Source organism: Mesorhizobium sp. CAU 1741, assembly GCF_039839275.1.
Lineage (GTDB): Bacteria > Pseudomonadota > Alphaproteobacteria > Rhizobiales > Rhizobiaceae > Aerobium.
In genome coordinates, this window is record NZ_JBDOQP010000006.1 from 93817 (window position 1) to 118652 (window position 24836).

The 24836-nt window shown below is 60.4% G+C and carries 19 protein-coding genes and 2 pseudogenes; 7 read left to right on the forward strand and 14 right to left on the reverse strand.

The window, feature by feature from the left end; genetic code table 11:
* Nucleotides 1–2 precede the first annotated feature (2 nt).
* The 4 genes from AAFN84_RS21350 to AAFN84_RS21365 all read right to left on the reverse strand — a co-directional run bounded on the left by AAFN84_RS21350 (nt 3) and on the right by AAFN84_RS21365 (nt 4118).
* Complete coding sequence (locus AAFN84_RS21350) at nt 3–944, reverse strand: ABC transporter permease (protein WP_347516730.1); 942 nt, start codon at nt 942–944, stop codon at nt 3–5.
* Nucleotides 945–1054: 110 nt separating this feature from the next.
* Nucleotides 1055–2641 (reverse strand): ABC transporter substrate-binding protein, encoded by a 1587-nt coding sequence (locus AAFN84_RS21355; protein ID WP_347516731.1) that lies wholly within the window; start codon nt 2639–2641, stop codon nt 1055–1057.
* Nucleotides 2642–3568: 927 nt separating this feature from the next.
* Nucleotides 3569–3895 (reverse strand): type II toxin-antitoxin system RelE/ParE family toxin, encoded by a 327-nt coding sequence (locus AAFN84_RS21360; RefSeq protein ID WP_347516732.1) that lies wholly within the window; start codon nt 3893–3895, stop codon nt 3569–3571.
* A complete protein-coding gene (locus AAFN84_RS21365) occupies nt 3873–4118 on the reverse strand; it encodes a type II toxin-antitoxin system ParD family antitoxin (protein ID WP_347516733.1) in 246 nt (81 codons plus the stop codon). Before AAFN84_RS21365 ends, AAFN84_RS21360 begins: the two co-directional genes overlap by 23 nt.
* Nucleotides 4119–4872: 754 nt before the next feature.
* Between AAFN84_RS21365 and AAFN84_RS21370 the strand changes: the two genes are divergently transcribed.
* The 4 genes and pseudogenes from AAFN84_RS21370 to AAFN84_RS21385 all read left to right on the forward strand — a co-directional run.
* A complete protein-coding gene (locus tag AAFN84_RS21370) occupies nt 4873–5157 on the forward strand; it encodes a helix-turn-helix domain-containing protein (protein ID WP_347516931.1) in 285 nt (94 codons plus the stop codon).
* The gene (locus AAFN84_RS21375) at nt 5147–6469 is read left to right on the forward strand and encodes a HipA domain-containing protein (RefSeq protein WP_347516932.1); all 1323 of its coding nucleotides are present in this window, start codon (nt 5147–5149) and stop codon (nt 6467–6469) included. Before AAFN84_RS21370 ends, AAFN84_RS21375 begins: the two co-directional genes overlap by 11 nt.
* A 218-nt stretch (nt 6470–6687) precedes the next feature.
* The gene (locus AAFN84_RS21380; RefSeq protein ID WP_347516734.1) at nt 6688–6858 is read left to right on the forward strand and encodes a hypothetical protein; all 171 of its coding nucleotides are present in this window, start codon (nt 6688–6690) and stop codon (nt 6856–6858) included.
* Nucleotides 6848–7078 (forward strand): annotated as a pseudogene (locus tag AAFN84_RS21385) (transposase); the annotation flags it as partial. The gene AAFN84_RS21380 and the pseudogene AAFN84_RS21385, both read left to right, overlap by 11 nt.
* 250 nt (nt 7079–7328) lie before the next feature.
* Here AAFN84_RS21385 and AAFN84_RS21390 read toward each other — a convergent pair.
* Together AAFN84_RS21390 and AAFN84_RS21395 are read right to left on the reverse strand one after the other, a co-directional pair.
* Nucleotides 7329–7765 (reverse strand): annotated as a pseudogene (locus AAFN84_RS21390) (transposase); the annotation flags it as partial.
* Between the two features lie 418 nt (nt 7766–8183).
* Nucleotides 8184–12629 carry a DUF4852 domain-containing protein gene (locus AAFN84_RS21395; RefSeq protein ID WP_347516735.1) on the reverse strand — a complete coding sequence of 1482 codons (4446 nt, stop codon included), beginning with the start codon at nt 12627–12629 and terminating at the stop codon, nt 8184–8186.
* A gap of 254 nt (nt 12630–12883) precedes the next feature.
* Here AAFN84_RS21395 and AAFN84_RS21400 point away from each other — a divergent pair, with 254 nt between their 5' ends.
* On the forward strand, nt 12884–13156 hold the full coding sequence (locus AAFN84_RS21400; RefSeq protein ID WP_347516736.1) for a GNAT family N-acetyltransferase: 273 nt from the start codon (nt 12884–12886) through the stop codon (nt 13154–13156).
* A 665-nt stretch (nt 13157–13821) separates the two neighbouring features.
* On the forward strand, nt 13822–14163 hold the full coding sequence (locus AAFN84_RS21405) for a recombinase family protein (protein WP_347516737.1): 342 nt from the start codon (nt 13822–13824) through the stop codon (nt 14161–14163).
* Here AAFN84_RS21405 and AAFN84_RS21410 read toward each other — a convergent pair.
* The 5 genes from AAFN84_RS21410 to AAFN84_RS21430 all read right to left on the reverse strand — a co-directional run bounded on the left by AAFN84_RS21410 (nt 14136) and on the right by AAFN84_RS21430 (nt 17663).
* The gene (locus AAFN84_RS21410) at nt 14136–14939 is read right to left on the reverse strand and encodes a hypothetical protein (protein WP_347516738.1); all 804 of its coding nucleotides are present in this window, start codon (nt 14937–14939) and stop codon (nt 14136–14138) included. The two genes, AAFN84_RS21405 and AAFN84_RS21410, sit on opposite strands and share 28 nt — an antisense overlap.
* A 16-nt stretch (nt 14940–14955) precedes the next feature.
* Complete coding sequence (locus AAFN84_RS21415) at nt 14956–15306, reverse strand: hypothetical protein (protein WP_347516739.1); 351 nt, start codon at nt 15304–15306, stop codon at nt 14956–14958.
* Nucleotides 15307–15310: 4 nt separating this feature from the next.
* Nucleotides 15311–15796, reverse strand: a complete 486-nt coding sequence (locus tag AAFN84_RS21420) for a hypothetical protein (protein WP_347516740.1) — start codon at nt 15794–15796, stop codon at nt 15311–15313.
* Nucleotides 15797–16020: 224 nt separating this feature from the next.
* A complete protein-coding gene (locus AAFN84_RS21425; RefSeq protein ID WP_347516741.1) occupies nt 16021–16590 on the reverse strand; it encodes a hypothetical protein in 570 nt (189 codons plus the stop codon).
* A 302-nt stretch (nt 16591–16892) separates the two neighbouring features.
* The gene (locus AAFN84_RS21430) at nt 16893–17663 is read right to left on the reverse strand and encodes a LuxR family transcriptional regulator (protein WP_347516742.1); all 771 of its coding nucleotides are present in this window, start codon (nt 17661–17663) and stop codon (nt 16893–16895) included.
* 217 nt (nt 17664–17880) lie between these two features.
* Here AAFN84_RS21430 and AAFN84_RS21435 point away from each other — a divergent pair, with 217 nt between their 5' ends.
* The gene (locus AAFN84_RS21435) at nt 17881–20196 is read left to right on the forward strand and encodes a DNA translocase FtsK (protein ID WP_347516743.1); all 2316 of its coding nucleotides are present in this window, start codon (nt 17881–17883) and stop codon (nt 20194–20196) included.
* Nucleotides 20197–20764: 568 nt separating this feature from the next.
* Here AAFN84_RS21435 and AAFN84_RS21440 read toward each other — a convergent pair.
* Genes AAFN84_RS21440 through AAFN84_RS21450 form a run of 3 tightly spaced genes read right to left on the reverse strand, consistent with a single transcriptional unit; the run spans nt 20765 to nt 24546 of the window.
* Entirely contained in the window at nt 20765–21718 is a 954-nt protein-coding gene (locus tag AAFN84_RS21440) for an oxidoreductase (RefSeq protein ID WP_347516744.1), read from the reverse strand.
* Between the two features lie 44 nt (nt 21719–21762).
* On the reverse strand, nt 21763–24072 hold the full coding sequence (locus tag AAFN84_RS21445) for a molybdopterin cofactor-binding domain-containing protein (protein WP_347516745.1): 2310 nt from the start codon (nt 24070–24072) through the stop codon (nt 21763–21765).
* Nucleotides 24073–24081: 9 nt separating this feature from the next.
* On the reverse strand, nt 24082–24546 hold the full coding sequence (locus tag AAFN84_RS21450; protein WP_347516746.1) for a (2Fe-2S)-binding protein: 465 nt from the start codon (nt 24544–24546) through the stop codon (nt 24082–24084).
* Nucleotides 24547–24836: the final 290 nt, after the last annotated feature.

Consider the following 24836-nt stretch of genomic DNA (forward strand, 5'->3'; position numbering starts at 1 on the left):
GCTCAGTATCTGATCCGGGGATCGAAGACGGTGTAGAGGATGTCGACGATCAGATTGACAAGGATATAGACGAAGGAAAACAGCAGCATGAGCGCCTGGATGACAGGGTAGTCCCGCGCAAGCACAGCCTCCACGACCAGCCTCCCCAGCCCAGGCAGATTGAACACCGATTCGGTGACAACAACGCCAGTGATCAACGACGCAATACCCGCCCCAATCACCGTCACAATGGGAATGGCGGCGTTGCGCAAAGCATGGCGGATTAGGATCGAGGTTTCCGACGCGCCCTTGGCCCGGGCGGTGCGAATAAAATCTTCGCCCTTGACCTCGATGATGCTGCTGCGCGTCATGCGCGCGACGAGAGCGATATATGCACCGCTCAAAGCAAGGGACGGCATTATCAGCCGCTGTGCATGCGCCCAAACGCCGCTCGAAAGCGGCTCATATCCCTGCACCGGCAGCCATCGAAAATATACGGCGAAGACATAGATCAGAAGATAGCCTATGACGAAAACCGGAAGCGAGAGCCCCAGGGTCGAGAAGCCCATCACCATCCTGTCGAGCAGGTAGCCCGGCCTGCGGGCTGCTACGATTCCGAGAGGGATTGCCACCAGGATGGTCAGAAAGAACGTGCTGGTTGCAAGGGCGACCGTCGGCCCAATCCTGTCTGCGATCAGATCAAGAACCGGGGCGTTGGAGATGAGTGAGACGCCAAGATTTCCACTCGCAAGTTGCTGTAGCCAAGTGCCAAGTTGGACCATGATCGACTGATCCAGCCCCATGCTGACCCGTATAGCTTCTAGCTGCGCCGCCGTGGCGTCCTCGCCTGCCATTATCGTGGCCGGATCGTTGGGCGTCAGCCGCAAGGCGGAGAAGACGATGATCGCTACAAATGCCATGACCGGCAATGCGGCCCCAATACGCCTGAGCACGTAGGTCAGCATGTGCTTTAGACTTTCTCAGTCGTCATGCGTCTGTGCGACGCATGACGACCCCCTGCGAATGTGTGAAAATCGGATTCGTTTGAGAACGGATCCCGCTTATTGAGCTTATGCTAGTCTGCAGCTCGGCTGACATTCCAGAAGACCGTCACCGGCGCTTCCATGAAGCCAGTCCATTCGTTGCTGAAGGCTGCCGGAACCTGGAACTGGCCTAGCGGACCTGCGGCAACCTCGTCCATGGCCATCTTCTGGATCTCGACAGCGATTTGTCCGCGGGCGGCGGCATCTGGAGCCTTGGCATACTGCATGCGCAGATCAAGCATCGCGGGTATATCGGGCCGCGTCACAGCAAGTCCGTCCGTTGCCAGCATCGAATTGCCAAAGGGATCCTTGGCTATTGCCATACTCGCTCCGGTAATGAAGATGTTCCAGCCACCTTCAGCCGGGCTTTTGTCGTTGGTCAGATTACTAATGGCCGACTGCCAGTCCATGGTCTTCATCTGAACGTTGAAGCCGACCTCTCGCAGGGCCTCACCGATGACGATCGGTTGCGTGGAAAATAGCGCGACATCGGTGGGCTGGAGTATGACGACGGGTTCGTCGTTATAACCGCCTTCCTCCATCAAGGCCCTGGCCCTGTCCTTGTCGCTATCGACGATCCACTCCTTGCCGGTCTCGTCGCCGTTCACCGTCCCGCACCCCATAATCGCGGCGCAAGGCTGGTAATACGCCGGGTTGCCCACCATTGCGTCAAGGATGTCCTGCTGTGAGACAGCCGCCAGCGCGGCTTGCCTCAGCAACTTGTTGTTGAACGGCCGCTGCCTTGGGTTCAGCGAGAAGAACGTCCATGAGCCGAGAGTGTCCAGCACCTTTACGGTTACATCCGGATTGGCATCCAGCAACGGTATCAAGTCGAAGGGCAGCTGCTGGATATAGTCGACCTCGCCATTTGCCAGAGCATTCACCGCCGTCATCTGGTCGGGCATCGTCACCCATTCGACGCGCTCGACATTTACAACCTTGCCGCCGGCGGTCCAATCCGCAGGTTCGTCACGTGGGATGTAATCAGGGTTCTTCTCGTAGACCGCCCTGATACCTGGTTGGAACTCGTCCTGGAGGAAGCGGTACGGTCCAGAGCCGGTGTAATCGGTAATCCCCTGCGACGCAGGGGTCTCGGCCACACGCTTTGGCATGATGAATAGCGGTCGCGCGCCGAGTTTCGAGAGCCCTTCGAGCACGAGTTCTGTCGGCTGCGAGAGCGCGATCTCAAAGCTTCTCTCGTCCAACGGCTTAATCTCTTTGACGAGGGTCATCAACGCACCACCAGTTCCGTCAACCTCCGCCCATCGGCGGATCGAGGCAATGCAGTCTTCGGAGGTGACCGGCGCCCCGTCATTCCATTGCAGACCATCACGCAAGGTAAATGTGTAGACGAGCCCGTCTTCCGATACCGTCCAGTCCGCCATCTGCGGACGGACTTCAAAATGCGAATCCAGCCCCAGAAGAGTGTCGTAAATCATGTATCCATGATCCCGACTGATGTAGGCAGTGGTCATGATGGGGTCCATGAGGCGAAGTCCCGTCTGCATGACGACCCGCAGCGTCTCAGGCTGGGCTTGGCTTGAAGAAGGGGCGATCAAAAGCGCGCCGAGGGCGAGCAAGCAAGCTCGACTGAGTGAAAAGAAGGACTCTGTTTGCATGCGTCATATCCTTGCGAATGATCGGGGATACGTTCGAAAGCCGGCGGGCCAGCGACACGTCGCGGGACTAGCGTTGGATAGCCGATTTTCATCGGTGATGCCGCTACGGCCTTCGCCCTCACCAGATGACATGTGTTCCCCATTTATTGTGTGCATCTCTCATTGGATGCGAGACGGATGATAGGGAAACGTAGAGGGCCGATAAAGAAATTTTCCTTTCGCATTCCATAGCATATTGCTATTCGAAGGCCTCCTTGACGGGGCCGTCATCGTCTGTGGTACAGGCGGTTGCTGCGGTCCAATAGTTGCAGGCCGCCTCGCGGGCAGTATTGCAACCACATTGAAGGTTCGATGAGCGTCGTGCAGGCGACGAGGGTAGCTGCCGGGGCCTTGGTGGTGTTGGCGTGCATGCTGACCTCCAGGCGATGTTTGGCAACTTCACTCTGGCAGAGCGCTGGTCGCCTTCCATCCCCATAGGATCTTCACGGGAGGGGACAGACAGGTTGCGGGCAGGTACGGCGTCAAAGCGGCCCTTTGCAAAACGGCCGCGGTGGGCATCGTGCCCGCTCTCTGTGTCGGTGCCGATGTCCACGATGCGATAGACTCTTAGCTAAGAATAGTTCAGCGGCTCATCCCAGTAGTGCCCGGGGAAAAGCCCTTCCGTCAGGAAGGTCATCAGAGCATGGCCTGCGCTCAGAAAAAGTTGCGCCCGCCCGTGCGTGAATGGGCGCGGCGGGTTCCCCTTGCTGCCGTGAGCGATGTTGTTACCTAGCTGAGCAAACGATCGGGTGAGCAGCCGGCTCCAGGACTCAATCGGCTACAGGACGGGCGACTGATTGCGCTAGAATCGCATCTGAGAGAAAGCCGAATGCCCATCGCATGAGCTGCCGGACTTTCCCACAACTGGCTTACCGGATCTGTCACGACCTAGTCGAGCGCGTCGAGGATCTGTCGCCAATCTTGCCGGCCCCCGAGAACGCGCAGGATACTGATATGGTCACCGGCAATGACGTAGACGATCAGATGCAGCCCATGGACGTGGATGCGCACAGGCGGATCGAATTCCTTCCTCTCACCGGCGATTTCGGGAACGGAGACAAGCAGTTCGAAGGTTCGAACAAGATCGTCGATAAAGCGGTCGGCCTGTTCGACGGACCAGCTTTCGGCGCTGTAGCGCCAGATGTCGTCAAGATCGTCCGCCGCCGCCGGATAGAGCCGGAATTCGGTCAGTTTAGCGAACAATGTGACGCTCACGCATCCTCAGTTTGAACGCCGTGGCGTCGAAGCGTTTCGCCGTTCCGCCTTCCACGCCGGCGGTAATTGCCGCCTGCAAGGCCTCTATCGCTGCCTGACGTTCCTGGTCCTTACGAATCAACTCGCGCACATAATCGCTAGCATTGCTGTAGCGACCGCTTGCCGCCTGGTTCTCGACCCAGATTTTCATGGGGTCTGGAAGGGACACGTTCATCGTCGCCATTGGCACTCTCCTTTTATCCAGAATGTCATCAATGGCAAATTTTGTCAAAATTGTTGCCAACAATGCGGGCTACTCCAGATAGAGCAACCACAATGCCAGGACGCTACGGCGCTCCATTGCTGCGAGGTTTGATTCTCGCCGGCCTTGTCGCTGCAGCTAATAGGCATGCAGAAGATAGGTGCAGCAATGATGCTGGTGACGATGAACTATTCCGCCCTGAAATAAAGTCCCGCGCTGTTGAGCGCGATCCTGGAGAACTCAAGCGTCAGACCGGGACATAGGCCGCCCGCGAGCTCAAAGGCGCTGGCACGGGTCATTCGTTCCGGGAGCGTGTACTGAAGAAGAGCAGAACCGCGTGGAAGCCGATCTACACGTCATAGCCCGGCGTCGCCTCCTGCACGAGGCTGGGAAAGACCGGCGCGCCGATGGCGGCCGTGGCCGAACCGCGGATTAGATTTTCCGTGAACGCGTAGCCAAAGAGAACTCCGTATATCCAACCTTCATAACAGCCAAACCGCCCCTTCACTTTGTCGCATTGCCGTGGCCAGGCTCTTATTTGCTTTGTACGAAATGCTGGCCACGAACTACCTTTATGACCAATCAAATGAACAAGACTTGACTATCACTCAGCCCCATGGCACAATGTACAAAATTATGGACATGAGAAGGCCTCATGTCCATCAAAATGAACATACAGGTAATGGCTGTGCCCCGTCAAAGAAGCTACTCTAGAGTCACGCATCAGGCGCTCGCCATGCTCGGCAAGCTGATCCGCGTCGGCCGGGCCGAGCGCGGCCTGACCGCGCAAGAACTGGCGGACCGCGCCGGCATCAGCCGCACCACCCTGTCCAGCATCGAAAAAGGCGCGCCGGGCCCTGAGATCGGCATCGTCTTTGAGGTTGCCTCTCTCGTCGGCGTGCGCCTGTTCGACTATGACGAGGGCACGCTCCAGATCCACAGCGCCCGTCTCGACGAAAAACTGACGCTGCTGCCGAAGAGCGTCCGCCACGCCGTGAAGGCGGTCGATGATGACTTCTAAGGCGGACGCTAGCGAAGCCTTTGTCTGGATCTGGCTGCCGGGGGCGACGGAACCGGTGGTGGCCGGCCGCCTCGATCCGGATGGCGAGCGCCTGCTTTATACCTACGGCGCCAGCTACCGCCGCCGTAAGAGTGCAATTCCAATATACGAGCCTGAACTCCCACTCCAAGAAGGTGTCATTGCGCCCATCAACGGCCTCACCATGGCAGGCTGCATCCGCGACGGCTCGCCGGACGCCTGGGGCCGCCGTGTCATCATCAACAGGCTGACGGGTAAAAAGCCCGACGCTGCCGGCGTGCCGGAAATCAGCGAGCTAACCTTCCTGCTCCAATCGGGCTCCGACCGGATTGGCGCCCTCGATTTCCAGGCATCGGCCACAGAGTATATCCCCCGCCTCGCCGCACAGGCTTCGCTTGACGAGCTCATGGAAGCGGCCACCTTCGTCGAAAAGGGCGTCCCCCTGACCCCGGCACTCGACCAGGCCCTCAATCACGGTACGTCGATCGGCGGCGCTCGCCCGAAGGCGCTCATCGACAACGGCACGAAGAAATTCATCGCCAAATTCTCGGCAGCCAACGACACCTACAGCGTCGTGAAGGCCGAATTCATCGCGATGAAGCTGGCAGCCGCCTGCGGACTCAACGCCGCGCCCGTATCGATGACCCGTGCTGCCCATAAGGATGTGCTGCTGATCGAGCGCTTCGATCGCACGCACACAAAGGATGGCTGGACGCGCCGCGCCATGGTCTCGGCCCTGACCATGCTCGGGCTCGATGAGATGATGGCCCGTTACGCCTCTTACGAAGACCTCGCCGAACTCATCCGCCACCGCTTCACTGACCCGAAGGGCACGCTCAAGGAACTCTACGGGCGGATCTGCTTCAACGTGCTGTGCGGCAATACCGACGACCATGCCCGCAACCATGCCGCCTTCTGGGATGGCCGGATGCTGACGCTCACGCCTGCCTACGACATCTGCCCGCAAGGCCGCACAGGCAGTAATGCCACGCAAGCCATGCTCATCAAGGGCGATGGCCGTGCGAGCACGCTCACCACTCTGCTCGCCGCTAGGCCGGACTATCACCTCAAAGAAGCTGAAGCCGTCGCGCTGATCGAACACCAAATCAAGACCATCGCCGAACACTGGCGAGAGGTCTGCGACGAAGCAGACCTCAGCCCCGTCGACAGCAATTTGTTCGCCGGGCGCCAGTTTCTCAACAGCTACGCCCTTGACGGCCTCGATAACCACGAGGCGCTGCAGGACGCCTTCCGCGCCGCGCGCAACACGCTGCTCACAAACGCAAGCGCCTAACTAGAACAGCGCCAAAGCAGATCAAAAGACGCGCATGGCCGGCATTTACGAAGACCTGAAAAGCTCGCGCGTACGAAGCACTACGTCGAAATCTATATCGCCAACGGGCACGGTGCCTGGGAAGCGGCGAACACGAACCTGTTCAGTCCCGGCGATCACGCTCGCTCTGGTCACGCGCAGGTTCGGAGAAGCTGGCGCAGACGGTTGAGGCTCTCGGGGTGACCGTGCAGCGCCTGGGTTTCGCCAAGCAGTGCCCGGCCGATCCGGAAGCGGTGGCCACAACCCTTGCGTCCAAGGCCGATGGCGGGATCAAGGTCGTGCTGATGTCGCATGTCGACACGACAAGCTCGGTTCGCAACGACGTAGCTGCGGTTCACGGAGTTTGCTGAGATATCTGGCTATCACCGCAAGCATGCTTAACGGCTCCTACGGCGTGAACATGTGGTGGAGCGCTCCCGGTCACCTCCCGGACGGCGAATTTATGACGAGGCTGTGCGAGAGGCTCTGGTTCTACTATGGGAAGCGACTGACCGAACCTGCGGCAAGCGGCTGGAGCCTGTCATCAAGCTGCTGATTCTGGCGATGGAGCGGCATGGTCATCTCGCACTGGAGGAGGTGTTGCGTGTCGGCTGGGGTCGAGACGCAGCTCGTTCGACGAGACAATGCCGGCGAACGCGGCCTCACTGGTGTGGTGGTACAAAGTGGCGGGCGCGGGCTCATGGGAAACGTTGTGTATAGTATGGCGCGCGAAATCCGGCCTTGGTTGCCAGTCGTTTCGATCAGACAGGCTTGCCTGACGTGTATCTCGTTGACGTCAACCTCGCCATCAAAGCCATGCGGCTTGAGACACGACCGCAGTGAACACCAGCCGTCGTGGATCGAGATCCGCCTGAAAGGACCGCCAGCGCCTCGCCGCCGCGCGATGTCGGCGCGGGCCTGCTCAAGGGCAAACAGCGTTTTTGAACCACAGCCCCTCGCGGCGCAGGAACTTCCACGCCGTGTCGTGCGACACCTCCACTCCGCGCGCCGCCAGTACAACCTTCAGGCCATGCAGCGTCATATGCGATGTCTGGTTGATGCGCTCCAAGATGAACGCACGGTGCGGTTCGAGAACGCGCTTGAGATGCCTCCCATCTTGCCCGGCGCCACCGAGCCGGTCGCCCGGTAGCGCTGGTGCCACTTCACTACCGACGATACAGCAACGCCGAAGCGGGCGGCCGCCGACCGGCAGCTCTCGCCGCCTTTAATCGCACCGACCACACGCTGACGAAGATCAATGGATAGAGCTGCTGTCATCAGATGCTGGCCTCCTTTCCCGCCAACATCTTGGATCGCGAAATCAACAAAACCGGAATCCCTCGCGATTCAATCAAGCGCTGAACCGCTCTAGATTTCGCGGAGGGGTAGGTGAGTGTCTCGAATAGGCCAGCGCCGATCACAGCCAACGATCGCCAGTTTCACTTGCAGTTTTGCAGGTGCGCTGCGCCGATCCGACCTGGTACGACTTCAGTCGGCCAGGGAAGTCGATCGGCGACGCCTGTATCGAAACCTTCGACTGCCGCTTCCGAGCGGAATGTCTGAACGCCCACTGGTTACTGACGTCTGCCAATGGGGCCAACAAGAGTGTGACGCCACGATTCGCTGTGATGATCGGTGCTGACAATTCGTTACTGAAGTTCGAATTGCTGCATGGATGCGGCCTACAGCGCAGCTGCTAAAGCTTGATGTCGAGCTTCGGCTCCTCGGTGGCGGTCGCCGCAGGTGCCGCATCGCGCGCGGCACGGCCACGCGCATAGGCGCCGATGTCGCCGACGAACATCCACATTCCGGTCTGTGATCGAGGTATGATATGGACACGTGCGTAGGCGCCGCACTCTTCCAGTCCCTCGGTCGGGAAGTTGTAGAACTGCGGCCACATGAAGAAGCTGTAATCGCGGACGTCGTTCCATGGCACGAACTGCGCGAGGTGATCTGTCTCCTGCCCGTCCATCGCCCAGTAGGTGGGTATCTCGTTGCCAGGGCGGACTTCACACACCGTTTCCTCGCGACTGTCGTTGTTGCGGCCGATGCGGTAGACATTGTCGCCCCACGACATCGACGCCTCATGCTGCTTGAACAGGTCCTCGGGACCAAACTTCGAACGTAGCGACGCCACCAGCGCATCGGGAGAAAGCGCTGAAGTAGGCGCGATCATCTGGCGTGCCACGCCGACGATCCTGTCTTCATTGCCCGGCGTCGGGTCCTTTAGCAAGGCGACATATTCGAGCCCATCCTGGCGCAGAAAGATGCGGGCGTCCTGGAATGACTGGTTGGGCCGGCTCGCGCCGCGAGACGTATCAAGGACACGCGGATTGTCGAAATGCGCGCGCAGGATCGCGTCAGCCTCATCCAGCGTCTGGCCGGCCGTGATGCCCAATATGTCCGGTAGCGCTCCGATCCTCTCGGCGAAGGTCGCCTTGGTCGTGTCATCGCGCCCGATTGTGCCAAGGTGCGTCAGGGTCGGCTTCGCGTTCTCGTCTACCCTGTTCCATTCGAGGAAACGGACCTCATCGAAGCTGGTCTTGACCAGCACGTGGGGTATGCCAGGGCCGTTGTCGATGAACTCGACGGAGGACAGTGTGACGTCGATCTCAGCCAAATTGCCCTTGGAGCTCGACGGAGGCATGGGAAGGCTATCGACCACAATCTGGATTGCCGGAAGTCCCTCGTCGGACCTCAGGTCGAATTCGTCAAGCATCAGCGTTGCGGCCTGGCCGCCAAATCCACGATCGGCGCAATTGGTGGCCGACGAATAGCGGAATTCTAGGTAGGCCGGCTTCACGATCAGCGGATCAAGTTCGTTGCGGTTGTTGATCTCGTTGACCTGCGTCTCGAACACTTCCGACTTTTCTGGGCTGGCGAATCCGGCGGGCATCGCGTCCTGCCGCGGGTATGAGGATAGATGATGGCACTGCGATCGGAGCAGCGAAGAATCCACCAAGCTGCCGCCCAGCGAACGCAGATCACCCCGTTCCCACACAAGCGTCATCTTCTCGGGCAGTGCGTCCGGCGTCGCGTCCAACCACTGCCGGAACGGCTGGATGAAGTGGTCGCGCGTCGCGCGCACAGGCGTGCGGGCGCCATCGGCGTAGAAGCGGCTGGCGAGCGACGGCTTGACCTCGAACTCGTAGAGGAACCTGTTGGCCAGCAGCCAGTTGGACGAACGGTCGTCGAGGCTTGCGGCCTTTCGCGCGGCAAGGCCGAGCACCATGTCCTGATTGAGAATGGTTCGGCCGGTGGAGCCCTTCCAAGTGGCGCCGGTATCTTTCGCGTTGGCTGCCTCGACGATGTCCGGGGCCTTTTTTGCCTCCAGCCGGGCGATGACCTCGGTTACCGAGGACGGATCGCGTTCGTTGCCATTCAGGACGTAGGCTTCCTTGAGCCGATAGACGAACTTGAGCTCGGGGTAGCGCGGATTGTCGCCGTCCCAGCTTGCGCCGAGCGGCTCGACAAGCAGTCGAATGATGAACTTGCGATCCGGGTACTGCTCGACCAGCGCGCGCGCCGCATCGGGCGTCATCGGCAATGTCGACAACGCTTCGGGATTGTAGATTGCCATCTCCACGCTTCCGGTGAAGCTGTCGATCGTGCTGCTCATGTGCATGATGGACGTGGACACAATTGGGAACGCCTGGTGGGCGGAATCGTACTCGCCGAGTGTGATCTCGCCACCCAGCCAGAACTCCTCGGCTTCGTTTCCAAGCGATGCGAGCACTTCGCGCTCGACTTCGGCTCGCACGGCATGGCGGTCGAACTCGTTCGCATCGCCGTAGCGGCGCGAGGTGTCGACGTAGGCGTCGAAAAAGCTGTTGGACGATGCGTAGTCGCGCGACAGCGCCGCCAGCACATGCTGCGGGATAACAGGCTTGGAGTAGATCGAGCGGGCGTCGGTCCGAGCTGCCACGATCGCAGGATCCTCCGGCGCTGGGCCGCGCCGCATCAGCGGCTCCAGCTCGAAATCGGCGATGTGCTGCGTGAGGCCCGGATCGACGAACAGGCTCACCCGCTCCGGCTCGAGCGAGAAACTGGCCGTGTTCGCATCGTAGGACTGGAACGACATTTGCGAATAGATCGCGAAATGCACCCGCCGACCCCGCAGCATGCCAACCAGCTGCTCCGCCTTTGCCGGATCGAGATCCAGCTTGGAGGGGAAATGAGCGAGCGCGCTGCCGGCCCCGGGGATAGGGGAGATGTAGTCGGTCGTGGAACTGTTGCTCACGGAACGCGCTGTGAGCGGGAAAGACTGGCTCGCGAAATCATACTCGCCGACGAAGCCCTCGAAGAGCTCGACCACAGGGAACGGAAGATTGGGGACACGGCCGAGGATCAGGTGAAGGTAGTCCTCGCGCAGGCGATGGTAGAAGCGCGCTCGTGCGAACTCGTTCAGGACTTCAATGCCGCCACTGTGGGACTGGAAAACGGCCGCGCCTTGCGCAAGCTCTGCCTTCTCACCCTCCGTCAGAGCCCGGAAGGCATAGGCCAGCGCAACCTCATCGGAAACGAGGATTTCGGGATGCGCGCCGACGCGAGCCATTTGCATCAGACGCTCCCAGGACCGCGATTCTTCGCGGTCGAGGCTGGGCTCCAGCACCGCCAGCCTGCCATCGGCCATAGGCAGGTTGAAGAACGCGGCCGCCTCGGCCAGGTCGAGACCACCTTGGGCAACGCTCTGGCGAGGCGCCACGTCCCATCGGTAAAGCTCGACCTGCTCCTTGCGGCTGCGCGAATAGCCATAGACGGCGAGACCGTCGAGCCTCGCGTCGGCCGCGATATCTCCGTCGCGGCCAGCCGGGCGATCGGGACCGACTTTGTTGATCGTCAGAAACAGACGCAGCGTCAGGCGCTCGGAATTCTGGAGATCGGCCAACGCATCGGCCAGCCGGCGCGCATCGTCGGGCGTTGCGGCAGGGATCAAGTCGATCACCGGCGCATTGGGCAGGATCATCAGGATGTTGTCGGACAGGAGCTGGTTGTGGAGCCGGTATTCCGCTTCAGACAGATCATTGCCGAGGCCGAAGCGGACCGGGTAGCCAGCCCCTTCGCGATAGCCGCCATTGAGGAGGAGCTCCTCCGTCAGGGTGACTTTCAGCGGCGCGGTCTCAGCTTTCGAAACGAGTTCGCCCGCATATTCGTCAAGCACGTCCTGCCTGTCGAACTGCGTGCCTTCCCAATATTTCAGCGAGCGCGGCGTACGGTCGCCGCGCGAGGAATACATAGGTGAGGGATGCTCGCTCTCGAACAGCTTCCTGACGAATTCAGCGTTGTCGGCGAGCTCCGGCATGGTCGCTAGCGCCCGGAAGGCGATCTCGTGATCGATATTGATCGGCGAGCCACGACCAGTCAGCGGGTAGTCAGCCGGATCAATAGGCTCGACCGCGGCGACATAGTCGGCCGCTCCCGGCGCCGAAGCATCGATCGCTTCGCCGCCGAAGATCGACCGCGCATGACCGCTCGCCGCGGCCCACGTCGCGGGATCGCGCCCGTCGACCGCCAGTTCATAGGCGGCGCGAAGTGAGATCTGGTAGGGGTCGTGGTCTCGGTCCGAAAGGAACCGGGCAATCGCCCGGCCGGTGCGCGGCCCCGACACGCCGTCTGGCCGTCCGACATCGTAGCCGAGTTCGTTCAGGCGCTGCTGGAAGCGCTGGACCTCGGACGGCAGCAGCACGTTTTCCTGGCCGGCGGCCGACTGGACGGCCGCATCTGCACCCGCCAGCAGTTCCGACGCCTGGTCCTGCGTGAGATAGCCGGTGGTCGCGACACCTTTCGAACTCTGCCAGTGACGAATGCCGCGACGCGTGTTGGAGCCCAGGCCGCCGTCGGGCGTGCCGGTTTCGAAACCGAGCGCATTGAGGCGCATCTGCAGCGCATAGATCTGGTCTGGAGACAGCATGGGCTCGCCGCGTCGTGCACCGACCGATGGCTGGACGCGCGCAGCATTGCCCTGTTCGCTGCGTCGGTTCAGTTCGTTCTGCAGAATCGCGGAGCCGAAACCGATAACTCCTCGCAAGAGTTCGTCGTTGGCAGAGGCTCCAGAGGCAGGCAAAACAGCCAGGGCAGAAAGAAACGCTCCGCCGATTGCCGACCGGCGACCATCTTGCGACGAGAAGAACTTCCTGAGCAATGCTCCCTCCTACTGCCTTGTCGTAACCCAGCGTGAAATTTCCTGTCCGGTGACCTCGATGTCAAGTTTGGAGTGCCGCATTCTGCTTCCACTCACGCCGGTTTTCGTCGGCAAAAGCCTTGAGGCAGGTGAAGGAGACAATGTTCTCATAGGGGATCGATGGCTAAGGTCACGTCCGCTCATCTTTGATGTTGAATGGCATTGCAACGCCTGATTCATGCGGCCTGCACCTCGCCACCTCAAACGAGAACACCATGCAAAGCTCCAAGACGGTAATCCGACCTATCGTCGCTTGCGATAAGCCAAGTGCCGCCGCCGTCTGGTTGCGCGCCTCATCAATTGCGCATCCGTTCTTCAAGGCCGCGCAGCTTGCAGAGCAACAGCAATTGGTTCGCGACGTCTACCTTGAGAAAGCCGAGACATGGGTTGCGGTAGTCGCTGGCGAGGTCGTTGGCTTTATCGGCATTCTCGTTAATTGGATCGGTGGCCTCTTCGTCGCCCCCGAGTGCCAAGGGCAAGGCGTCTGACGGTCCCTGATCGAACATGCGCCATTGGAGAAGCAACAACTCACTCTCGAGGTTTACGAGAGCAATGATGCCGCCATCGGTTTCTATCGGCGCCTGGGCTTCGCTGTCGTAGCCGGGAGATTGATGACAATTATCTCCCCTTCCACTGATCAAGATGACCAACGGGTAGTATATCCAGTCACTGTGGACGTTGTGTCTCGATGTCACGCTTCACCACGAGCCGCCGGGAAACAGGCCAAGCTCGTACTCAGCGCAACAGCGACAACAAACCAGAGGACCAGCCAGATGAGCGCACCGCCCACGAACAATGCGAGAGAAAATCCGAACATCTGAATAGTCTCCTCAGAGATATGTTCCCTAGCAGCCGAGCGGGAACGATTCGCTGCACAGTAGAGATGTTCAGAGCCACCGAAAACTATCGAGGTTGATAGGGGTGGACGCCCGGGTAAGGCATCGACGTGCCAGTGGGGAACGCCAAACAGCGCCGACGTTGAGCCGGGCGATTTATTGGCGGCAATGTTAGCAGCGGGATAGGCCGTTTGCGCCGGGCTTTATGTCGCTAGCCGGGTTACGCCCCGCTCTACGACGATCGTCGCTTCTTCCGCGCTGTAGTGGGCATCGGCCAAAAATAGAGCGGCTCAGGTATGGGGTTACTGCATGGAAAGATGGCACGCACCGATGACACCAGCCACTCAGAAGGACGCATGATATTCGGCCTGTTCGCCGTACGGGCGAAGTTTGAACGGGAGCCGATCCGCGAGCGCACCATCGCCGGCATGTACGCGGCCCGCGGTCGTGGTGTGCGTATGGGCCGGCCCCGCAAGTTATCGAAGGTAACAGCTAGCCACCGCGCGGGGGTGGATCGAACGAAAATCCAAGAGTTACAAAGAAGCCGCCGACGAACTGGAGGTCGATGTCACGACTTTACGCCGCGCGCTGAAATCCGCTTCGGCGTGAACGCATTCTGTACCTACCATCGTCAGGCACTGGCCTTGAGCAATTCATAGGCCTCATTGACCATGCGAGCCATCATGTTGGAGCCGCCCAGATCGGGGTGGACTTTTTTCAGCAGTTCCAGGCGACGCTTGTTGAGTTGTTCAAGCGTATAGAAGTGCGATAGCTCGAACAATTCAAGGGCGAGTTTTTCCGTACCGACTGTGCCGCCAGTGTCTGACGCCTTGTTACGAGGCTCTTCCTGCGCGCGCTCTTGCCGTTCCCACTGCTCCTGTTTCGCTTGCTCGTCGCTGTTTCGACGGCTTTGTCCCTGCGCCTGCTGTTCCCGCTCGGCCTTCATCCACTCTCTTGCGTAGGCTTCAGCCCGGCGTTGCGCTTCCTCATCCTGCTTTTTCTGACGTAGCCGCGCCCACTCTCGATCTTGCGCACTGTGTATCGATCCGAGATCGTGGCCATGGAAACGTCCAAACAACAAATTACTTAACCGGACCAGAGCGCCGGCAGCGCCATGAACGGCCAGCAACCCCGCACCGCTGATGGCAAGGGCCGCGATTACCTCGCCTTGTGTGCGGCCTAAGTTGTTGAAAGCGAAGTACCCCCAGATGGCCATGGTGACCAGCCAGACAATCGATCCGATGACGCTAAGCGCCCGGCGAACATTGGTGCGCTCTTCCTGCCGCTGCCACGTCCATTCTGATGATGCGCCGTAGCCGAAGAGGATCACCAAACCACCGAGGCCGAGCCCAATTGCGTAGAGGTAAGGCGCAACCGCCCGGAATAACGAGACGACGACAACAACAACTGCGATGATCAGGATGAACTTGCCCACGTCTACCGATCCGCCATCACCGGGATTTTCGGCGCAATCGCCACCAAAGCCAGAGACCGCCAATGGCAGTCAGGAACAATCCATTCCCGATTGAAAACCCGCCGATATAGCCTGTAAGAATACCGAGCCCCCAAAACAGTGCACCCAGCATGAGCAGGGAAAACAGTCCACCGCCGCGTCTGACGGATGTGCGTCCACCTTTGCTGCCGCGCCTTTTTCGCCAGTAGGCTGCGCTCCGTTCCGCCTCACGTGCATTGGCTTTGATCTGCTGGCGGTGCTCGTGAAGCTGCTTGTCGGTGTCATATTTGACACGATAGCCCCAGTCTTTCTGGGCGCGCCATGGGTCGTTGTGACCGGGATGACTCATGGGGTCACCCGATATTCAAACCAATGGCGGCACCTGCGACCACCACGATAAAGGCGGCACCGGCATACATGCCGTCCTTGAAGTCAAAATATCCGCTCCCGTCAGGGCGGGTCAGAAATTCCATATACGCAGGAAGTGTCTCATCCAGCTTCGTCCAAGGCATACCGTCCTCTCGCTGTCGTATCATCAGGATGCGTTGGGCCAACTTCACGATGACCTTGAGGGCTATCCAGACGAACAATGCCAGAAACGCCAAGCCGGCGATCGAGTGGATACCTTCTGAAAACCCAGGTCCGATATCTCTTGCCATCTCATAACCGGCCCGCACCACTTCCATGGTCAGTGGCGTACGCGCAGCAACCAGCAGAGCAAGGCCAACCACGCTCATCAAGCCTGTCATGGCCATTCGTCGGCTCTTTATGGAATAGTCGCCGGCATCATAGGTGGCTGCCTGAACGGTTGCCGGCAGCGTTTGTTTCTCAGCAGTCATTTCTACTAATCCCACGCCCTTTGCCCTTGAATCTGCGTGAAGACTGGCTTTTCGCACATTCGGTAAGCGATCATGCCTTCGCCAGGAAGACAGCTTTCACGCTCATACCGGGGCATGGCGAAGTTGCTCCTTCCTGACCGCTCAGGAACCGAAGGCGACGGAATCGTCGCCAACGGCCAACAAGTCAGCTGCCGTCATTAGTGTGGAACCTCGACGCCAGCACATCATGACGACCTGATATTCATGCCACGCGTCAAAATGACCAAATAGACGATCGTACTAAGCGTTATGATCCAGCCCATCGTCGCGGGCCCGATAAACATCTTGATGGTCCGATCTTCAAGTTCGCACTTCATGAATGCATTCTTAGCTGCTTGGACGTAACTGGCCACGACAGAACTTTCTTCAAACCGGAAGGTCTCGCCATTGAAGACAGTGGGATACAGGTACGGCAGGTCGATCATTCGATCCAGTGGGCGCGCAATCGTGCAACTCGCCATGTAAATGCGATAGAGAAGTGCGTGCGCGATAATTAGCGCAAACGCGACAGAAGCTAGGGAGGCCAGCCGCTGACCGTCAGATGTCAGCACGTCTGGTCTGACAAAGGAGAGGAACACACCTAACGGAAGGTACAGCCACGCAGGATTATAGATCAGCAAGGCAAGCGGCACGAAAGACAAGACGGCGTAGACAATCCGGTTCTTTGCTAGCTCATTATCTGTGATGTGAGAGAAGCCATCAGGAAGAGCAAAGTTTCTAAGGGATTCGTTTTCCCTTTGAACAATATCGGACATTCTCTTGCCCCAGAAAAACGTTTGAGCAGTTGGATCGGAACAGAAGCACTGGGTGAACAATCACCCAGTGCTCCACGCGCTATTTCCCGCCCCGTCCCCGGAGATAATTTTGCTGGGCAGCATGACTGCCGGCCTGTTGCGCCGACGGTTTCGGTTTATTTGACTCCTGATCCTTTACACCCTGATTGTAGCCATTTCCGCTCATAATGGCTTCTCCTTGCGCATAGTTATTTGCCACATGTGTTTATGAGGCCCGTGAAAGGGACGATGCCGATTCTAGCGCTCCACTGCGAAACGCATAACTATCGACCTTGATAGGGCTTGCCGATAAATGCGGGGATGATGAGCCTCAACTGGACTGCCTTGGCTACTGCCGACACGCGCCCGCTGACGCCGAGCTTCTCAAAAATATTCTTCCAGTGAAAGCGTACCGTAGGCGTCGTGACGCCAAGCATGTCCCCGATTGCATTATCTGTCATATTCTCAGCAGCCCAGTTCAGCACGTCACGCTCCCTCGGCGTTAAATGTGGCATCAACTGTAGCGGATAGAAGCTCATGAACTTCTCATGGAAAAAGGCTGACAGCAGATAGATTTCGGCCATCTCCTCAAGTCGACGCTGTTTGACGGGGCGTGTACGCGACAAACCGACAGCCGCGATTTCCCCAAGCGGGCTGACAAAGGAAATGCCGATGCCGTCGGCGACACCGGCTTCAGCGGCTTCGGCCATGACCCGGCGGGATAGCGCGATCTGGTCCGTCGTCAGCCCCTCCTGATAGGCAAGCTGTTCCAGAATGTCGCCCCAGAAAAATGGAGCTTGCCCTTGGAGCAGCCGTTGCCATACTGGATCGGCGCGCTGGAATTGATTGGCATTGTAGTAGCGTAGCCAATCCTGCGGGTAGCTCGCAACCAGACCATGGGTCGATTGCTCGCCTATCGAGGGATGATCGGTGATGAGCGTATAGACATTGCTGTCATAGCCGTAGGCTTCCATCGCCGCATTGAAGCGCTGAAAGGCCAGTTCTTTGGTGCCCGCTGACTGGATGAGCACAATAATGTCTTGCAGCGTTCGCATTCCATCCCCCTGTGCCGCGCTCCGCGTTTTGCAGCGTTAACAGTCCTGCGGTCTATACCTCGGCCTTTTTGCCATCGTGATTTCAGCGCAGCGCACGGATCAGAGTCCACCACGTCGGCTCGTGGATAAAGCTCAAATTTGAACCTTGAAGGAAGGACCTGTTAACCATCCCTTCTTATCTCCTAAGGCGTCGTCAAACTTGTCTGAGTAGGTTTCCATGCGCCTTTCCCGTTCGAATTATACTGGGCCCAAGAATGTGGACAGTGGTGGGACGCCTGCCAGTGACGAGAAGCAGGTAGAGGCTCTGACGGCGGCAAACGATGCCGCCGTGCCCGTGACAATCGCACGCCACCCCGACGTGGCCCTGGAACGGCCGGCATGGGAAAATCATTTCTACATGGCGCCCAACGTCCGCTTCACCCGGACCCCTGACGCCGCCCGTAAAAGCACGGGTTATCAGCCAGATGACGTCCCCGCATCCCCGCCTGGCTCGACAGGTGTGAGCCCCGCCTCAAAGCCCAGGATGAACCAGCAACCGGCTTGCCCGGATGATCCTAATCCACCTTCCGCCGCCCGCATCGCACCAGCCGCACAAGCCGGCGCAGCCGCCAGGTCTGCTCCATTGCGCCGGTGGGCGAATCTTTCCGACCATGCGTTCTTCGAACTGATCGGTCCGAAGCTGGATGTACCGGCGGTACCGATGCGCCGGCCGGTGCCGGCTGCCATCGGCGACAGCTCTACCACCTTGCAGAACAATCCGCCTTCCAACGTCGCCGCTCACGCTCCTTCGTCAGGCAATGCTATGCCCGCTGCGCGTCAAGCGGCCGACATCACATCGCTCTACCGGGTTATCGAATACCAAAAAACGGAGCGGCCAGTCGCACACGAATTTTCCGTATCACCGAAATCGGAACACGTGTCAGATGGACACGTGACGATCCCGCGGGAACTTGCAGCGCAGGGGTCCGTGTTGATGGACCGTGCAGTCCTTCACCATCACGATCCGGTTTCCAACTCCGACAACTATCAGCTTCCATCGGCTGAATTTCTCCAGCATGTGCCCGGCGACCAGGGCTTCTACATGTCTCAGGAACAGCTCGAGCAGAAGGCGGACCTTCTCGAAAGCGTTCTGGAGGATTTCGGGGTGCGCGGCGAAATCATCCATGTGCGGCCCGGCCCCGTGGTCACTCTCTATGAATTCGAGCCAGCGCCCGGAGTTAAATCAAGCCGGGTCATCAATCTCTCGGATGACATCGCACGTTCTATGTCGGCGATTTCCGCCCGCGTTGCCGTGATCCCCGGACGAAACGTGATCGGCATCGAGTTGCCAAACGAGACGCGCGAGACCGTATATTTCCGCGAGCTTGTCGAAAGCACGGGATATCGCAACAGCTCCTGCAAGCTCGGACTGTGCCTCGGAAAGACGATTGGCGGCGAGCCTGTCATCGCCGAACTCGCGAAAATGCCGCATCTGCTGGTCGCCGGCACCACCGGCTCGGGCAAATCCGTGGCAATCAATACGATGATCCTGTCGCTGCTCTACCGGCTGCGACCGGACGAATGCCGCCTCATCATGGTCGATCCCAAGATGCTGGAATTGTCCGTCTACGACGGCATCCCGCATCTGCTGACGCCCGTCGTTACCGACTCCAAGAAGGCGGTCACTGCGCTGAAGTGGGCGGTACGCGAGATGGAAGACCGCTATCGCAAAATGGCGAAGCTGGGGGTCCGCAACATCGACGGTTACAACACCCGAGCGGCGGTTGCGCGCGAAAGAAATGAAGTCATCGTCATGCAGGTGCAGACCGGCTTCGAGAAGGGCACTGGCCAGCCAGTGTTCGAAGAGCAAGAAATCGACTTGTCGCCAATGCCCTACATTGTCGTCATTGTCGACGAGATGGCCGACCTGATGATGGTCGCCGGCAAGGAAATCGAGGGTGCCATTCAAAGGCTGGCACAGATGGCACGCGCAGCGGGAATCCACCTCATAATGGCGACGCAGAGGCCTTCGGTCGACGTGATTACGGGCACGATCAAGGCCAACTTCCCGACGCGCATCTCCTTCCAGGTCACATCCAAGATCGACAGCCGCACGATTCTGGGCGAACAGGGCGCCGAGCAGCTTCTCGGCCAGGGCGATATGCTTCACACCACCGGCGGCGGTCGGGTATCGCGCGTTCACGGCCCATTCGTGTCAGACGAGGAAGTCGAGCGCGTCGTCGCGCACCTGAAAGCTCAGGGTCAGCCGGATTATCTCGACATCGTCACCACAGAGGAAGAAGCCGCTCCCTCGACCGAGCATGATACCCCTGTGTTCGACAAAAGCGCCCTCGCAGAAGAAGACAACGGCGATGCGCTGTTTGAGGAAGCGGTCAAGATCGTCATGCGAGACAAGAAGTGTTCGACTTCGTACATCCAGCGCCGTCTCGGCGTTGGCTATAATCGTGCCGCATCAATCGTCGAGCGAATGGAGCAAGAGGGTTTGGTGGGCGCGCCGAACCACGTCGGCAAGCGCGAGATACTTGCAGGTTGAAAGCTTGCTGCTGGAAGCAAACTGCGCATGGCGCCCCATGCGACGGAAGTGTCCGGGGCCGCTACAGCCGCTTTTCAGAAAGAGCGCGAAACCCCGCGCCAACGGCTATGACGGTTTCAACCAAGCTCTCAAACGGCGGGTCGAGTGTCGGCGCGAGGCGGGCTGAAGCGAGGAGGTGCACGGCACGAAGCGGACTCCGCGTTTGCCAACCCGCTCTCGATAGCGGTCTCTAACGCCACCCTGCGTGGCCGCGTGGCCGTAGCACGCCTGACCGGCAACGCTCGCTGGTCGCGAAGTCCTATGAGCCGAGCAATGGCCGCAAAGATCGCCCGGGCGCGCGCTTGTCCGAGGTGGCTGAGACGCCCAATGCCAGCGCTAGATCTATTGGGCCACCGAGCGTCGTGGCGGCGATCGCGAGCCAGAGCAGCCATACACTCTTGGCAGATGCGGCGCCGACGGCGGCCAGCAAACCGTGGGAGGGGATGACGCGCTCGGCAAATCCAAGCGCCATCAGCCCCCGATGCCCCCCATTGCAAGGACGGCAATGAGTGCGCCGAGGGGATCCACCTCAGCTTCCGGCCCGCAGGAGCCGCGTCGTGGCGAAATCGTCGAATGTAAGTCCGGTGAGGGTTTCCGTCTCGTTCCAGAGCCGCCGCGCGGCATCGGCGTTTAGCGCGGCCTCGGGAACTCTTGCCTCGCCCGGCCAGCCACGAACCTCGCCGAAACCCGTTGGCCCATAATATCCCCCGGCTCGCACCGACGGGTCGGTAGCAGCATAAAGCGTCGGCAAGGCTCCGCGAGCCGCCGGCTGGAACAGGAACCAGAGCCAGGTCCGGGCCAGCCCCTGCAGGCTGTTGCGGCCTGGTGCGTTGTGCAGAAGGTCTGTGCGCGAGATGCCGGGATGCGCAGCGATGCTTTCGATCCCCCAATGCGCCGCGTCGCTCCTGCGCTGCAGTTCGAGGGCGAACATGAGACAGGCGAGCTTCGACTGGCTGTAGACCGGCATCGGCTGGTAGTTCCGCTCGGACTGCAGATCGTCGAAATCGATCCGTCCCTGCCGGGCAGCGACGCTCGACAAGGTCACCACCCGGGGCGACGCCGCCCTTTGCATCAGCGGCATCAGGCTGGCAGTCAATGCGAAGTGGCCGACATAGTTGGTGCCGAACTGTAGTTCGAGACCATCGGCCGTCTCCTGGCGCTTCGGTGGTGCCATGACCCCCGCATTGTTGATCAGAATGTCGATTCTGTCGCGACGCGTCGCGATCCGCCCGGCGAAGGCTGCGATCGAGGCGAGGCTGCCGAGATCCAGGGCCTCGAAATCGACGCGCGCGCCCGAATAAGACTGCCTGATCCTGCTGACGGCTTCGGCGCCCTTGTGTGGGTTACGGCCGGCGATGATGACGTCGGCGCCGGCAAGGGCCAGCGCAAGCGCGTCTTCGTAACCGAGACCGCCGGTGCCGGTCACGACCGCATTGCGTCCGCGCTGCGGCGGGATGTCTTTGAGCGTCCATCTGGTCGTCATGATGTGTTCCTTGAAGGGATATGATACGGCGCGAGCGGGCTTGCTCAGTCAGCCAGGACCGTTCTCGTCCGTCGCTCTCCGATCGTCTCGGTGACCGCGAGTGGCAAGGAGCGCAGGCGTCTCCCAGTGGCGGCAAAGATGGCGTTTGCGATAGCTGCAGCCGCAGGCACAACGCCTGGCTCGCCGACGCCGCAGGGCGGCTCGTTGCTCTCGACGATCGACACGATCACCTCGGGCGCGTTGGCGAGGCGCTGGATCGGGAAATCGTGAAAATTCGTCTCCACGACTGCGCCACTCTGGACCGTGATTTCGCTCATCAGCGCGCTGGTTGCGCCGAAGAGAGCGCCACCCTGGATCTGTGCGATCACCTGATCCGGGTTGATGACGAGGCCGGCGTCGATGGCGCAGAAGATGCGATCGACGCGCACCTCGCCGTCATCGGCGACAGTGACCTCGGCGATCTGAGCAACAACGCTTCGGTAGCATTCTTCGATCGCGACACCGCGCCCGCGGCCCGGCGCCATCGCGTTACCCCAACCGGCGAGCTCCGCGACGCGGTCGAGGACCGCTAGATGCCGCGGCCTTTCACGCAGAAGGGCCCGTCGATAGGCGATCGGGTCTTTGCCGGCCGCCAAGGCGCATTCGTCGATGAAGCTTTCGGTGAAGAAGGTGTTGAAGGAATAGCCATTCGAGCGCCACAGTCCGATCGGCATGTGGCTCGCTACGTCCTGACTGCGAACGCGCCGCGCCGGCAAGGCGTAGTGCAGCTTGTCGAGCCCCTCAACGGCAAGCCGATCTCCGTCCGGGCCAGGATTGAAGGGTAGATTGCGGCTGGCGACAGACTGGATGACCGACTGGGTAGCTACCACCGCGTCATAGGCAAGGGGCAGTCCGTCAGGGCCGAGCGCCATGCGAAGCCTGGCCGCGGCGTGGCTGCGAAAGAGACCGCGCGATATGTCTTCCTCACGCGACCAGATGAGCTTAACGGGTCGCCCGCGGTGACGGGCGGCGAGAAAGGCAGTCTGCGCCACCACATCCAGGTCGCTGCGCCGGCCAAAGGCACCGCCACTCATCGTGACGTGGCTGATGACCGACGCGACCTCGACCCCCGCCCAGCCGGCACCTGTTCCGACACCGACACGGATGTTGACCGGTCCCTGCGACGGGACCCAGGCCTCGGCAGAACCATCGTCGCGGACGATCACCGTTGCGTTGACCGGTTCCATGCAGGCGTGCGCCACGAAGGGCGCTTCGTATGTCGCTTCGACTAGGGATTGCGCGTTCGCATCGATGATGGTGGCTGCATCGCCCGCGTCGAGGATCTCATAGGGCTGCGCCACATCGAGTGCGGCATGGATGCGCCGGGACAGGTCCGCGCTCGACGTTGCATCGTCTGCTGTCGCGGCCCACGCGACGTCTAGCTGCCATGCGGCCTGCTCTGCCTGCCACCATGAGCCGGCCACGATCGCGACCTGACGCTCGTTGATGATGACGACATCAAGCACGCCTGCTTCAGCGCGTATGTCGGCCTCGTTGCGGATGCGTGACACGCGCGCGCCGAAAACCGGGGCATGGCGGATAGCAGCATGGAGCATGTCTGGAAGGACCACATCCATGCCGTAGACCGGCTCGCCGCGCACCTTCGCCGGAAGATCGACACGCTGCTGCCGCGTGCCGATCAGCCGCCAGTCTGCGCGCTGCTTCAGGACGGGATCGGCAGGGGGCGGGAGGGTCGCGGCGGCTGCTGCAAGTTCGCCATAAGACAGACTGCGGCCCGAGGCTTCGTGGCGGACGAAGCCGTCGCGGGTGACGAGAGCGGACGCCGGGACGCCGAGGCGCGCAGCGCCCGCATCGATCAGCATCTGCCGCGCCGAAGCTCCGGCCACCCGCATCGGATGCCACAACGACATCGTCGATGACGACGCGCCCGTAGAGATGAAGCCGAGCAGTCCGAGGACGCGCCTGCCCGCCCAGACGACAGGTCCACTCGCCTCCTCTGGCCGCACCTGGAACACATTGAACCAGGTCGAATAGGCCGGATGAGCCTCGGTCGGAAATTCGACCCGGATACGATCGTCGAACGGCAGCTCCAGCTCCTCGGCGACGACCATGGCGAGACCGGTATGGATGCCCTGGCCCATCTCTGCACGCGGCACGTTGATGACCACGCGGCCGTCGTCATGAATGGTCAGGAACGCGTTCAGCACGGCGCGGTCGCCGTCAAGAAAACCGTCCAGCCCGTCGACGTCGACAGTGGCGAGATAGCCAACGCCGCCGACAGCGGCGACAAGGGCTGTACCTCCTAGCGCTGCACCGGTCATCAGGAACCCGCGGCGAGACATAAGGCGAGCCATGTTCAACTCCTAGCTTTGCGAAATCGTGCCTGCGGCACGGTGAATGGCGCGACGGATGCGCGGGTAGGTCCCGCATCGGCAGATGTTGGTGATGGCTGCGTCGATCTCTGCATCGGTCGGATTGGGGTTCTGGCGCAGCAGATCGGTGACCGCGATCAGGAAGCCGGGCTGGCAGAAACCGCATTGCGGCACCTGCTCCTCGATCCATGCCTGCTGAACGATCGACAAATTCCCCTGCGCGTCCGCAAGACCCTCCACCGTAACGATAGAGGCACCTGCGATGCTGCCGACCGGCATGACGCAGGATGGAGTCGACACACCATCGATCAGAACACGGCAGGCCCCGCATTGCGCGACACCGCAGCCATATTTGGGCCCGAGGATACCGAGGTCTTCGCGCAGCACCCAGAGCAGCGGCTTGCTCGGATCAACCGACACGTTGGCAGGGGTTTCGTTGACGGTGAAGGCGACCATGACGGGCTCCTGATGGCTGTGGGACCTGGACCGCATAGGATGCGCCGCCCTCGGTCGATGATGGAGTGACAGAGGCGCTGGGTTATCGCCCGGCGCGCTCCGGAAGCAGCGGGCGGACGTCGAACCGAGGGACGCTGCGTCCGGTACTGGGGAGGCCCCCCGCTGTTTCGACCTTGAAGCTAGCCGGGCTCTGTCGCCGGCCTGTGCCCGGCCTGTCGCAAAGCGTATCAAAGTGTATCCGGCGCGATGCTTGGGCCCTCGCAAGCCGGCGAAGCTGATACAAACGGTTA